Genomic DNA, 13,621 nt, shown 5'->3' on the forward strand with positions numbered 1-13,621 from the left:
TGTTTTATTTTCTTACGAAACTTGCCACATCTGTTTCACTTATCGGGTTCGACCCTAAAATTATCAGACGCTCTACAACGTTTCTTAACTCACGGATGTTTCCTGTCCAGCTAAAACCTTCAAGTGCCTTAATCGCATTCTCATCAAAAGTCTTCAGCGCAGTACCGTGTTCATCAGAAATAACCTTGGAAAAATGTTCCACCAAAAGTTTAATGTCTTCTTTGCGCTCATCCAATGGCGGTACATAAATTTCAATAACTGAAAGTCTGTGATACAAATCCTCACGGAATTTCCCTGCTTCGATCTCTTTCTGCATGTTTTTGTTCGTGGCAGCAATCACTCGTACATCCACTTTCACTTCCTTATCACTGCCAACAGGTGAAACCTTGCTTTCCTGCAGCGCGCGGAGCACTTTAGCCTGTGCCACTAATGACATATCCCCAATTTCATCAAGGAAGATGGTACCGTTTGTTGCAAGTTCAAATTTACCCTGCTTATCTTTGATGGCACCCGTAAAACTGCCTTTTACGTGCCCAAACAATTCAGATTCAATAAGTTCTGAAGGAATAGCCGCACAGTTCACTTCGATCATAGGACCTTTGCTTCGGTCACTTTGCGCGTGAATTGCATGCGCAACCAACTCTTTTCCGGCTCCGTTGGGACCCGTAATAAGTACACGGGCATCGCTCGTAGCTACCTTTTCGATCATCTCCTGAATTTTTTTAAGCGCAGGAGACGAGCCAATCATCTGATATTTCTTATTTACTTTTTTCTTTAATGTGCTGTTCTCTACATTGAGTACCTGATTGTGCTTTACAAGGTTCCGCTTGTCCAGTGCATTTCGAACGCTGGTTATCAATCTGTTGATATCAATTGGCTTCGAAATAAAATCATAAGCACCATCTTTCAGACACGCAACTGCGGTGTCTATATCTCCATGGCCGGAAATCATGACGAAGGTAAGATCTGGTTTAACCTGTAGAGCCTGCTTCAGAAATTCTGTCCCGGAAACTTTCGGCATTTTGATATCTGAAATCACCAGGGCAAAATCATCTTTCTCCACTTGTTTCAAGCCATCCAACCCATCTTCCGCACTGACGAATTCGTAATCTGGCAATTCGTCGGAAAGGATGCTCTGCAAAACACTGGAGATCGCTTTATCATCTTCTACAATTAAGATTTTCTGCATTATATAAATTTAAGGATTCTTTAAATTAAGGTATTAATATTTGCTGAAAATTCATCAACAATCATACCCAAAAGCACTTAGCGGACATATTGTCGTGGGCCGAAAATACCAGACCCAATGCGTACCGACGTAGCTCCGCACTCAATAGCCAGGCCGTAATCACCACTCATTCCCATTGAAAGTGTATTCAGTTTTTTCTTGGCCGAGAATTCATCAAACAGAGCTTTTAAGATTTTAAATTCACTTTTGATTTGTTCTTCATCCTCCGTAAAGGTAGCCATCCCCATGAGTCCATCGATGATCACATTTTCATACTGCGAATCCACATAATTTTCAAATAACTCGCGCGCTTCGTCCGGCGTAAGTCCGAATTTTGTGTCTTCCCGCGCAATTTTCACTTGTAGCAAGACATTTATCTTGCGCCCAACACGGCCGGCCTGCCGGTTGACTTCAGTAAGGATTTTTTCGGAGTCAATGCTTTCAATGGTATCAATAAACGCAGCGATTTGTTTGACCTTGTTACTCTGCAGATTTCCGATAAGATGCCACTTAATGTCTTTAGGCAGCTGCGCGTGTTTTTCGAGCAGTTCCTGCACTCTGTTTTCGCCAAAAGTGCGGTGACCGGCGCCGTATAATATATGCACCGATTCAGCCGGGTAGGTTTTGGTTACCGCTACCAGCTGCACGTGAGGCGGCAGCTCACGGATGATTTGATTAAAATTTTCTAATATGTGATTATTGGACTCCATTTTGTAGATCAATGCCTGATTATTACTTTAAGAGTGAAATATAATGATAAAATATCTTCAGGGCAAATGTAATCATACGATGTTGTTTCGGGTGATTTCACGTAAGGTCTGGTAATTTTAAATAATATATTTGCAACATAAGTGTTATTTTTTCCACAAAGAATCGCACTTATTTTAATGTAATGCTCAATCCTAACATATTTATAAGATGCATACCGCGAGAGATATATCAGGTGCAATAGGAGTGGGCGTACTTGTCATAACACTTTTAACGCTGCTTTACAAACATAGAAATGCAGGTCGCGCGAAATGGTACTACATCTCCGCTGTATTTGTCCTGACCGTCGTGGAGGCTTATAATACTTTTCAGCGCAGCACTGATCCCAATTATAATTCCTCGCCCGTGTACATTATTGGTTTGGATCTTATTGTTTTTGCACTGCTGCTTCTGTACTTTCATAAGTTGCTTGCAGTCCGGCTTTGTCGCCAAATAAGCACAGGGATATTTGTGCTTTTTTTTACTCAATATATCCTCGGAGCCATACTGATTGACGATTTTTTCCAGCAAGTCCCTTTCATCACTTATTTTATGGGTGTATTTTGCCTGGCGGTCAGCATTGTTCTGGTTCTGTCAGAAACATTTAACTCAAAAAAGATATTTGCACTTCAAAATTATTTTCCTTTTTGGGCTTGTATCAGTACTTTAATTATCTTTATAGGTGCATTACCTTTGATATTTGCCCGGTATTACGCTGGACTTAGCGCCAATCTTTTCTATACAACGCTTTTTATGGTGCATGTTTTGGGTCAGATAGCAACCATTATCGGCATTTTCAAAGCTAAAACCGACGAATAACGTATGCAACTGCAACTTTCTTCCACTGATATAATTGTGATACTTTGCAGCATCATTATTCTTATTGTATTGCTGATTCTTATTGTAATTTACGGCGTTTTCATCAAGAAAAAATCCGAACTTTTGCTTATCCACCAACAGAAAGAAGCTATCTTTGAGCAGGAACTGGCGCGCTCGCAGGTTGAACTGCAGAACCAGACTTTAAAATATATCGGACAGGAACTGCATGATGATTTGGGCCAGAAACTTTCGGTAGCACGCCTTATGACAAGCAAACTGAAACATGCCGATCCAGCAGACCTAAGGATTGTAGAGGAAATCAATCTCATACTTGGCGAAAGCTTGCAGGATATCCGTAATATTTCGAAATCATTTATTACGCCGGCGGCGGATGTGGGGGACTTTGTGGAATCGCTTGAGAAAGAGGTTTTCCGCATCAAGAGATTGTCCCTTTTAGAAGTAGATTACCGGATCAACAGGCATCATCTGCCTATCAATGCGGAGCATGGTCTTATTTTGTTTCGGATCATCCAGGAGTGTATTACCAATGTGATCAAGCATTCACGTTCGAAAAGTATCCAGATTATAGTGGAAGACAGACCAAAGCAAACTAAATTTGTGATAAGCGACAAAGGGATTGGGTTTAAGACCGCGCGGAATTTCGAAGGAATCGGTTTGAAGAACATGATTAACCGCGCTAAGATTATCAATGCTGAATTTAAAATCAGCTCTGAAGAAAACCAGGGTACGGCAGTGACAATAATTTATAAAAAACTATGATGGAACCTATAAAAATTGCGATTGTAGACGATCACAAACTGGTCTCGAAAGCACTTGAAAACATGATTTCCTATAATCCGAACTTTGATGTGATTATGAACAGTCCGAACGGGCAGGATTTTATAGAAAAACTCCGAGCAACGCAGGACTTTCCGGATGTGGTACTCATGGATATCAACATGCCGATAAAGAACGGGATAGAAACTACCGCAGACCTCACGCGTGAATTCCCCCAGCTGAAAGTAATCGCGCTTACAATGGAGGATCATGAAGGAACGATCATAAAAATGCTGAAAGCCGGTGCCAAGGGCTATTTGCTTAAAGATATGTCACCGGATATTCTTTTTGATGCGATCGATATTGTACACAAAAAAGGTATTTTCTACACCGATCTCGTAACGCAAAGTCTTCTGAAAATTAAAACGGAAGAAAAATTCATGGACAGTCTCAATGAAACTTTGAAAGACCGTGAACTGGAATTCATAAAGTTGGCTTGCTCAGAGCTTACCTACCGTGAAATCGCAGATAAAATGTTTGTAAGTCCTAGAACGATAGATGGTTACCGCGATTCGGTTTTTGTAAAACTCAATGTAAAATCACGTGTAGGGATAGTTCTTTTTGCAATAAAACACAATCTTTTTTGAAATAGGGTGTTTTCACGCTATCTCTGTTATTTGTTTAGTAGTATTTTTGAGGCGTCAAACACAAGACACAAATGATGAAAAAAAAAACCGGTTTGTTAGGAATCGGTTTTTTTGTTTTTATAGCTTAAAGTTTCGTTCTTAATATTTGTTTCAGCATCCTCATCCCTTCGGTAGCCGAAGTCTTAAAGAAATTTTCCCTGTTTGTAAATTTGTTTTCAAGTTGAGGATCAACAACAAACACTATGCCACTACTTGGCACATATTCCACAAGCCCTGCAGCAGGATAAACCTGCATCGAAGTACCGATAATCAGGAAATAATCGGCTTCCGAAACAACTTTTACGGCGTGTTCCAGCTCTGAAACCACCTCGCCAAACCATACAATATGCGGGCGCAACTGTATTCCGCGATTATCAGTGTCGCCAACATTTAAATCATTTTCCCATTTCACTATATCGTTTTCAGAATCTACAGGCCGAACCTTTTTCAACTCACCGTGGAGATGGATCACATTTTTGGAGCCGGCGCGTTCATGTAGATCATCAACGTTTTGGGTGATTATATGTACATCAAGATCCTGCTGGAGCTCAGCCAGGATGAGATGTGCGGCATTAGGTTTCACTTCCCGGAGTTGACGGCGCCGTGCGTTATAAAAATTTAAAACGAATTCAGGATCGCGCGCGAAACCTTCCGGACTTGCAACATCCTCAATGCGGTAATTTTCCCACAAACCAGTGGAATCGCGGAATGTAGAAATACCACTTTCGGCCGAAATTCCCGCACCTGACAATACGACTAACTTCTTTTTTTGTGAATTTTTTAAATTGTTGCTCATCCAAGACTAAATTATTAAAAAGATTTAAAGAAGAATTGTTTAAATGAACTCTTTACAGGCTGTAACGGAATCAACCCCACACATAATAACTATTTTTACATCTTTTAAGAATATATGGAAACAAATAATACAAATTATTCCTTTAGAAAAGCGGAAATGGCGGACGCTGCAAAGGTTTGGGAAATCATTGCTCAGGCAATCGAAAGACGGCGCCGTGACGGCAGTACGCAGTGGCAGGACGGTTATCCAAACCCAACTTCCATTCAAAATGACATTGCAGACGGCTGGGGTTATGTAATTGAAATCGGCAGCGAAATTGCAGCATATTGCGCCCTGATATTTGATATGGAGCCGGCGTACGAAAAGATCGAGGGCAAATGGCATTCTGATGGTCCTTATGCGGTTCTTCACCGAATGGCTGTGTCAGACGCTTTTGCAGGGCAGGGGCTGGCGAAGGCTATCTTCAGGGAAGCGGAGAAAACGGTGTTACAAAGCGGTATTAAGACCATAAAAGTTGATACAAACTTCGACAATGCCGCGATGCTCTCTATTTTAAAGAGTTTAGGATATCAATACCGAGGCGAAGTATATTTCCGTGGCAGTGCCCGGAAAGCATTTGAAAAAACGCTCATGGAATAAATCATGGGTCGGAAACGAGCCAATACCGGCACATTTTAACTAAATTTGTACTTCAAAAATCTAATCTGATATGTCTAAAAAAGCCATCTTAGCCATTCTTGACGGCTGGGGACTCGGAACGGTTCCTGAGGTTTCCGCCATCGCGCAGGCTAAAACACCATTTATCGATTCTTGTTACCAGAACTTCCCCAATACTACGCTTGAAGCCAGCGGCACCGCGGTGGGTCTGCCATTCGGGCAGATGGGTAATTCCGAAGTTGGGCATATGAATTTAGGTGCTGGCCGCGTCGTTTATCAAAATTTGGTAAAGCTTAATATGGCGGTTGAAAATGCAACTTTAGGCAAACAGAATGAGATCACCAAGGCTTTTGAATACGCTGCATTAAATAAAAAAAACGTCCATTTCATCGGCTTGGTTTCCGATGGCGGTGTACATTCACACATCAATCATCTTAAAGGTTTACTTACTGCCGCACATGAGTATGGTCTTGAAAATGTCTTTGTACATGCTTTCACAGACGGGCGGGATTGTGATCCGCATTCCGGCAAAGGTTTTATTGAAAATCTTTTAGAGCACATGGCGCAAACAACCGGAAAGCTCGCCAGTGTTATCGGACGTTACTACGCAATGGACCGTGACCGCCGTTGGGACCGCGTAAAACTCGCCTATGACCTAATGGTTCGCGGAATTGGAGAGCGGACGCGTGATGTGATCGGCACATTAAATAATTGCTACGCAGATGGAATTACAGACGAATTCTTACGCCCCATCCTGTGCATGAAAGACGGTAACCTGCCCGTGGCACGCATCCAGAATGAAGATGTGGTGTTTTGTTTCAATTTCCGTACAGACCGGGGCCGCGAAATTACAGAGGTGTTATCGCAGAATGAACTGCCCGAATTCGGTATGAGTCCGCTGAATCTTTATTACGTCACGATGACAAACTATGATAAAGATTTTAAAAATGTAAAGGTTGTCTTTGACGAGGATGTGCTACAGAATACTTTAGGCGAAGTACTGGAACGTAACGGCAAGACGCAGATCCGCGTGGCCGAAACCGAAAAATACCCTCACGTGACATTCTTTTTTTCCGGCGGACGTGAAGCCGAATTCATGGGCGAACGCCGACTTCTTTGTCCCAGCCCGAAAGATGTCCCGACCTACGATTTCAAGCCAGAAATGTCAGCCTACGACATCACTGCGAAGATTCTTCCAGAGATTGAAAATGAAACGGCTGATTTTATATGCCTGAATTTCGCAAATACCGATATGGTAGGACATACCGGCGTTTTTTCCGCTGCCGTGCAGGCTGCAGAGGTTGTAGACCATTGTATCAGCCAGGTGGCTTCTGCCGCCTATGAACATGGATATACGGTTTTCATTCTGGCGGATCATGGCAATTCAGATGTCATGAAAAACGCTGATGGCAGCCCGAACACACAGCATTCAACCAATTTGGTTCCACTGATCGTGATGGATAAAGAAAAAACGTGGAATCTTAAGCCTGGTAAACTCGGCGACATCGCGCCGTCCATTCTTACCGTCATGAATCTTGAAATTCCCGAACAGATGACCGGCGAAGTTTTGGTAAGCTAATCGCATGATATTTAGGGCAATTAGGAAATTTTCTTTATACTAATGTTGGCTGTTTGTGCTTAAAATTATAATTTAGGTACAAATAATACAACTTGAGATCAAAAATTTATATTTTCTTGATGATTCTGGTCGCATCTGCATTTGCGGCGGAAAACCCCCGGGACACCATCGCCGAAAATTTAAAAAGATCTAAAAGTAATTCCGAAAAACTTTCGCTGTATAAAAAATATGCGGAATTTTTTGAAACTAAAGACTTTGACCGCAGTATAAAACTGTCGAACGAGGGCCGTAAACTTGCCAAAAAAACCAATAACCAAACGCTGGAGGCCGAATTCCTGCGACATCTGGGCAACGCTTACTATTTTTCGGGCAAATTAGACAGCGCAGGAGGTTATTATTTCAGTGCGCTGAACATCCTCAAACTTCAAAAAGACCGGCGTAAGCTCGCCGAACTTTACAACAATCTAGGGCGTTTTTACCGCAAAACCAGCGACTATCAGCGGGCGCTGAAAAACTATGATGAAGCACTCCACATTTATACGCAACTTGATGATTTAGAAGGAATTGCCACAGTTTATAATGAAAGTGGCGTGGTGTACGAATATTTAGAGCAACATAATGAAGCCATAAGCCGTTACCAGAAATCACTGGAGATACAAAGGAAACGCAGTGATCTTGTGGGTCAGGGATATTCTTTAGAATTTATCGGCGGCAATTATATTTTGCAGAAGAAATTCGAATTGGCGGAAAAATTTTTGCTTGCAGCGATAAACCTCCGTGAGCAGACAAAGGATGAATTTGCGCTGGCCATGAGCTATAATGTTCTTGGGAAGTTGTATCAGGAGCAGGATCGCTACAGCGAATCTGAGGTTTATTTTCTTAAAAGTAACGCCATTTCCCGCCGGCTTGATTATCTTGATTTACTGAAAAACAACTATCAAAACCTCGCTAAAATCTATCGTCTGCAGGGCAAAAACGATGCAGCATATGAAAACCTCGAAAATTTCAGAATCATAAACGACAGTATTTTCACACTTGGAAAGGCTGAGCAGATCGAGGAACTTTCGGTAAAATATGAAACCGCCGAAAAAGACCGTCAGCTTTTAGCCGAAAAGTCAAAGGTATTCAAGCGTAATGTCCTGGTATTCTCGCTTCTTGGCGTGTTACTGCTCGGCTTTTTCTATTATCAGAATTACCGTGCACGCCAGAAAGTTCAGTTGCAGCGGGTGGTCCTACATCAACAGGAACTTGCCGCAAACGCCGTACTGCAGGCCGAAGACAACGAAAGGAAGCGCATGGCAACGCAGCTTCACGATGGTATCGGCCAGTTGCTTTCTGCCGCAAACATGAACCTAAGTATGTTTAATGACTTTAAAAATGACGAAAATAAATTCACCGCAGTTCTTAACAAAACGCAATCTATTCTCGGGGACGCAATTTCGGACGTTCGCACACTTTCACACCAAATCATGCCAAATATGCTCATCAGAAACAGTCTGCCCGATGCCTTGCGTGATCTGGTAGCCAAAACCAGTTCGACTAGTTTAAATATTCAACTCGAGATCAATAATCTTCGGAAGGATCTTAATCAGTCACTTCAGGTCTTGATTTTCAGGGTGATACAGGAATGTCTGAACAATACAATCAAACATGCGAAGGCATCGGAAGTGCAAATTAAAATTCAACAGGACAAGGGCTTTGTGGAGATTTTCTATGGTGATAACGGGATTGGTTTTGATGTCGATGAGGCCATCGCAGCCGGTGGTTTGGGCGTGGAAAATATAAAATCACGTATAGAAATGCTTAAAGGATCGTATGTTCTGAAAAGTGAGAAAGATCGCGGAACCACAGTCAAAATGAAAATCCCATACTGATGGAGAATACTGTAAACATCGTAATCATCGACGATCACAATATCATTATTGAAGGTATTGAGCTGATGCTGGGTTTCGAAAAAGATATCGCTATCAAGAAAACCTATAATGACGCCAATCTTTTCATTGATGACCTGCGAAACAGGAAAGTAGAGTCTGAAATAGTGTTGATGGACGTTGTGATGCCTGCTATCAATGGTCTCGAAGCATCCAAAATTCTGAAAAAGGAGTTTCCACATCTAAAAATCATCATACTTTCGATGAACTATGAGGCGAAAATCATTTATGAACTAATCGAAAAAACGGGTGTGGAGGGATATCTTTCGAAAAAAATCTCCCGCAGCGAACTGGTTTCGGCCATTCAATACGTTCGGAAAGGCTACACGCATCTGTCACCTGAGGCTGCGGAAATGCTGGATAGCTTCCGAAAAAAGATTGTGGATTATCCCGCAGTGAAACTTTCGGACCGTGAGAAACAGATTGTGAAAATGATGTTCGCAGGCGACTCGAATAAAGAAATTGCCGCAAAACTCTTCATAAGCCTGAGTACTGTAGAAACCCACCGGAAAAACATCTACCGGAAAACCGACGTAAACAGTTTGCCTAAACTGATGCAAATTGTAACCGACCTGCAGCTTTTGGATGATCTTCATTAACGGAAGATTTGAATTCGATTTTAATTGTCACGAAATTTCAGCGATAAACTTCGGGTCAATAAATAAACTTCGTGCACCGCGAGGTTTTTTTATGCCTAAAAATACCCAAAAAGGTGTAGCGATGTGTACCGGGCAGCGGTGTACTTTTATTCTACAAAAAATCACAAATCATGAATTACAAAAATTTATTTGTTGCCGCATTTGTTACAGCAGGTGTTGCGATGCATGCGCAGGGCATGAACGTCCTGGAGAAAGATTATGAAATTTCACGTAAAGCCAAAAAAGGATACTTGGGTGGAGTAGAAGCTAAAGCGGATGGTAATTTCGACATGATCTATTTTTTGCCATCGTCTAAAAAGATGGTGAAAATAGAAACCTACAGCTTTGATAAAGACGCGAATCTCACCGGATCAAAGAAAGATGAGTGGGAAATAGAAAAAGCCCGAAAACGGTACAAAGGTCTGACATACAAGGGTGATCTACTGGTTAACAATGCTATTTCGGTAAGTTCAAACCTGATGGGTAAACTGGTTTACAAAAACCGGAAAGTAACCGCCAAATACAACTGGCTTGCGGGTGGATATGTGCGAAAGGTAAAAATGCTCGACAAACAAAAACTCACCAACGACAATGGCGACGAATACCTTTTCGGAGGTGCTTATGAAGTGGAAAGAGACAGCGCGATCCTCGTGATGGGCTACCCTTACAGCCGCGAAAAAGCAGATTTTTCTAAAATCGAATTATTAAAAGTTCAAAACGACGGCAGTATACGGAAAATACAATCTCTTGCGACCGGTAGCCAGCTTCGGCCCGTCTTCTCAAAACCATTGCTCGATGATGACAGCCGTAATATAGAAAACGATGATTTACCACGTGATTGGATTTTGGTAATGGCTCCGGCGAGAGGCACAAATCTACCACCAAATGAGATGACTTATTTCCGCATCACGCCTGAAGGTACGATTAGAGAAAACTTCAAATTCACCGCACCCACAGCCGGTTACAGGATCATCAATGCGTACGAGAAGAACGGAAATGTGCTTCTTTATGGACTTGGAATAAAAAAAGACGGGAAAACGGCGGAAGAATTACTCGGGATGTCAGTTTCTCCGTCCAGTATGGATTCTGAAGAAATAGAACAAACCAAAAGCGGAACGTCTGCCACAGAAAAAGTCCTGGGTAAACTTGGCGGATTAGGCGGATTGGTAAGTGCCGGAAAAAAAGCTGTAAACCTCGCCACTGGCAAAGAGGAAATGATGCCGAGCCAGGACGACCTTGAAAATGCCATGGATGAAAAAAAATATACTGATTTCATCGTGTGCAAAGTCTCCGGTGGTCGTTTGGTATTCGCTAATGCGACGCCGATCGAGGAGCTGAATCAGAAAGCAGTTGCAGGACCCGACATGAAAAAAGCGCTCAGTTTTGACGGCAAAAAATTTAAGACAAATAATTTCCAAATCTTAAATGATGGCTCGATGGTTTTAAGTTTTCAGGATTTCAAGAAAAACAGCGGTGGAGTAGGCGGAAACAAAATGCTGAACACACTCGCAGGCATCAGAACTTCATCCAGCGGTCCGAAATACGAAAGGATTTATCAGGGTCTTTATATGCTTCACCTGAATCCGGACGGCAGTTTGAAGAAAAACTACACGGTTTTGCTCGATCAGAAGAACAAAAAAGGCTTTTTTAATAATTCTCCGATGACCGCTGATAATTTTCCCGCAACCAGTTATGTAATCGAAAGCAAGGACGGAAAGTCTGTTAACTGGGTAATGGAAATGGTAAAAGCAATTGATAAGGATACAGATTTCAGCAGTTTCATGAATTTTGACGGGTCTACCACCAATACTACTACCACTTCCTATTCGCCATTTTACAGTATCGAATACGGAAAACTGAACCTTGCAGAAGGATCCTCATCCGCCTTCCGCACATTGGGAGACCTGGAAAAAAAGAAATATTACCTGTATGAAAAATACAACCGGATGCAGATTGGAGATTACACGTACTTCTTCAGTGAAACACCAAACGGTGACCGGCTTCTGATCTCAAGGCTTGATGTGAACCAATAGTAAAATCATAGTGATTTCCGCGCCCTTCGATAATTTATAAGTATTTAAGTGGCTCATAAGGGTGCGGTTTTCTTTAAACAACAAAAAATAATCATGAAAACTTTTAATAAATACTTTGTTCTAATACTTCCAATCATCCTTGCATCAGTGATTTTAATATCATGCGAACGGTCAGAAACTAATGATGACCAGGTTGCACCGCCTGCTGCAACCGGATTTTTCTGGCGGGAAAATGATATGAACGCGGCGTTGAAAACTGCCGGGTCCTCTGAACTCAGAACACAGTTTAAGAGTATTTTTGCATTCACAGGTGCAACTACCAGTTCGGGAACTGTATTTGAAATAAATCTTAGCGGCACAGCGGTCGGAACTTATGATATCGGAACTGCGGGAAACGCTTTATATTTTAATGGTTTTGGCAGCACCAGCGGCGGCAAAATAATCATTACCAAAAATGATGGCAGCAAAGCTTCAGGCACTTTCGAAGCGAGTGGGACCGGTGGCACAGCCAGCAAAGTCTATGGAACATTCACAGACATTCCAGTAAAATAAAAAATACTGTATAACAAAACTAAAAACGCAGACCGGGGATTTTACTTCCCGGTCTGCCTGTGATATGCCATAAATACTATTTTGTTATATTTGCGTACCGGTAAAAATTAACATGATGTACGATAAACTTGTAAGAATAGAGGTAATGCGCAGTTTGGGCAAAGAAGTGAGCGATTTCATAGCGACGTATCTTACCCCAGTGGAAAAAATTTGGCAACCCACAGATTTTTTGCCGGATCCTACTGCAGATCAGTTCAAATATGATGTAGAAGAACTGCAAACCTACGCCCAGGAAATGGATTATGACCTATTCGTGACGCTCATCGGAGACTGTATCACCGAAGAAGCGCTCCCAAGTTATGAATCATGGATTATGGGAATCGATGGTATCGAACAGGAAGAACGAAGCGGCTGGTCTCAATGGGTACGCAGCTGGACGGCAGAAGAAAACCGTCACGGTGATTTGCTGAACAAATATCTTTATTTGTGTGGCCGCGTAAATATGCGGGAAGTAGAAATCACTACTCAATATTTAATTCAGGATGGGTTCGATATCGGAACTTCAATGGATCCGTACCGAAATTTCGTGTACACCAGTTTCCAGGAAACCGCTACCAACATCTCACACAGGCGAGTAGGTTCTTTGGCAAAGCAGACCGGAAATACAAAACTTTCCAGAATGTGCGGTGTGATCGCTGCTGACGAGGCGCGACACGCAAAAGCATACAAGCACTTTGTCACACGTATTTTTGAACTTGACCCTTCCGAAATGATGCTGGCTTTTGAAGATATGATGCGTAAGAAAATTGTAATGCCGGCACATCTGATGCGGGAATCTGGCCAGAAAGCAGGCGAATTGTGGGGTCACTTCTCCGATGCGGCCCAGCGCGCGATGGTGTATACCGGTCAGGATTATATTGACATACTTAGTGGTTTGCTGAACGACTGGAAAATAGAACATATCACCGGCCTAACCGAAAAAGCGGAAAAAGCCCAGGAATACCTGATGAAATTGCCAAGCAGGCTGCAACGCGTAACAGACAGGATTGCGACCCCGGATCTGGAATATCAGTTTAAATGGGTGAAGTCTTAAATAAGAAAACTCAAATTAATTTCATTGCGAGCGGCAGATTTTCTGCCGCTCTTTTATTTTGTTATCTTTGCTCGGCAAAAAATTT

Annotated in this window: 13 protein-coding genes; 10 read left to right on the forward strand and 3 right to left on the reverse strand. The window is 42.2% G+C overall.

Translation table 11 applies throughout. The features are described from left to right. Nucleotides 1-4 precede the first annotated feature (4 nt). The gene (locus tag H9628_RS06920; protein WP_251833391.1) at nucleotides 5-1,189 is read right to left on the reverse strand and encodes a sigma-54-dependent transcriptional regulator; all 1,185 of its coding nucleotides are present in this window, start codon (nucleotides 1,187-1,189) and stop codon (nucleotides 5-7) included. A gap of 77 nt (nucleotides 1,190-1,266) precedes the next feature. Next, nucleotides 1,267-1,938 (reverse strand): YggS family pyridoxal phosphate-dependent enzyme, encoded by a 672-nt coding sequence (locus H9628_RS06925; protein ID WP_251833392.1) that lies wholly within the window; start codon nucleotides 1,936-1,938, stop codon nucleotides 1,267-1,269. Nucleotides 1,939-2,146: 208 nt separating this feature from the next. Between H9628_RS06925 and H9628_RS06930 the strand changes: the two genes are divergently transcribed. The 3 genes from H9628_RS06930 to H9628_RS06940 are packed head-to-tail and all read left to right on the forward strand — an operon-like array spanning nucleotide 2,147 to nucleotide 4,218. After that, nucleotides 2,147-2,794 carry a hypothetical protein gene (locus H9628_RS06930; protein ID WP_251833393.1) on the forward strand — a complete coding sequence of 216 codons (648 nt, stop codon included), beginning with the start codon at nucleotides 2,147-2,149 and terminating at the stop codon, nucleotides 2,792-2,794. Between the two features lie 3 nt (nucleotides 2,795-2,797). Further along, entirely contained in the window at nucleotides 2,798-3,574 is a 777-nt protein-coding gene (locus H9628_RS06935) for a sensor histidine kinase (protein WP_251833394.1), read from the forward strand. Then, nucleotides 3,571-4,218: a response regulator transcription factor gene (locus tag H9628_RS06940; protein WP_251833395.1), complete on the forward strand. Its 648-nt coding sequence runs from the start codon at nucleotides 3,571-3,573 to the stop codon at nucleotides 4,216-4,218. Before H9628_RS06935 ends, H9628_RS06940 begins: the two co-directional genes overlap by 4 nt. A 124-nt stretch (nucleotides 4,219-4,342) precedes the next feature. Here the strand turns inward: H9628_RS06940 and H9628_RS06945 are convergent, their stop codons facing one another. Further along, nucleotides 4,343-5,053: an SIR2 family NAD-dependent protein deacylase gene (locus H9628_RS06945; protein ID WP_251833396.1), complete on the reverse strand. Its 711-nt coding sequence runs from the start codon at nucleotides 5,051-5,053 to the stop codon at nucleotides 4,343-4,345. A gap of 114 nt (nucleotides 5,054-5,167) precedes the next feature. Between H9628_RS06945 and H9628_RS06950 the strand changes: the two genes are divergently transcribed. The 7 genes from H9628_RS06950 to H9628_RS06980 all read left to right on the forward strand — a co-directional run bounded on the left by H9628_RS06950 (nucleotide 5,168) and on the right by H9628_RS06980 (nucleotide 13,536). Then, nucleotides 5,168-5,692: a GNAT family N-acetyltransferase gene (locus tag H9628_RS06950; protein WP_251833397.1), complete on the forward strand. Its 525-nt coding sequence runs from the start codon at nucleotides 5,168-5,170 to the stop codon at nucleotides 5,690-5,692. A 70-nt stretch (nucleotides 5,693-5,762) separates the two neighbouring features. After that, nucleotides 5,763-7,289 (forward strand): 2,3-bisphosphoglycerate-independent phosphoglycerate mutase, encoded by a 1,527-nt coding sequence (gene gpmI / locus H9628_RS06955; RefSeq protein WP_251833398.1) that lies wholly within the window; start codon nucleotides 5,763-5,765, stop codon nucleotides 7,287-7,289. A gap of 119 nt (nucleotides 7,290-7,408) precedes the next feature. Continuing rightward, complete coding sequence (locus H9628_RS06960; protein WP_251833399.1) at nucleotides 7,409-9,163, forward strand: tetratricopeptide repeat-containing sensor histidine kinase; 1,755 nt, start codon at nucleotides 7,409-7,411, stop codon at nucleotides 9,161-9,163. Next, nucleotides 9,163-9,819: a response regulator gene (locus H9628_RS06965; RefSeq protein ID WP_251833400.1), complete on the forward strand. Its 657-nt coding sequence runs from the start codon at nucleotides 9,163-9,165 to the stop codon at nucleotides 9,817-9,819. The genes H9628_RS06960 and H9628_RS06965 overlap by 1 nt, the downstream gene beginning before the upstream one ends. Before the next feature lie 170 nt (nucleotides 9,820-9,989). Beyond that, nucleotides 9,990-11,891 (forward strand): hypothetical protein, encoded by a 1,902-nt coding sequence (locus tag H9628_RS06970; protein ID WP_251833401.1) that lies wholly within the window; start codon nucleotides 9,990-9,992, stop codon nucleotides 11,889-11,891. 93 nt (nucleotides 11,892-11,984) lie between these two features. Then, the gene (locus tag H9628_RS06975) at nucleotides 11,985-12,443 is read left to right on the forward strand and encodes a hypothetical protein (protein WP_251833402.1); all 459 of its coding nucleotides are present in this window, start codon (nucleotides 11,985-11,987) and stop codon (nucleotides 12,441-12,443) included. A gap of 115 nt (nucleotides 12,444-12,558) precedes the next feature. Next, a complete protein-coding gene (locus H9628_RS06980) occupies nucleotides 12,559-13,536 on the forward strand; it encodes an acyl-ACP desaturase (protein ID WP_251833722.1) in 978 nt (325 codons plus the stop codon). Nucleotides 13,537-13,621: the final 85 nt, after the last annotated feature.

Source organism: Kaistella pullorum (assembly GCF_014837035.1).
Classification (GTDB): Bacteria; Bacteroidota; Bacteroidia; order Flavobacteriales; family Weeksellaceae; genus Kaistella; species Kaistella rhinocerotis.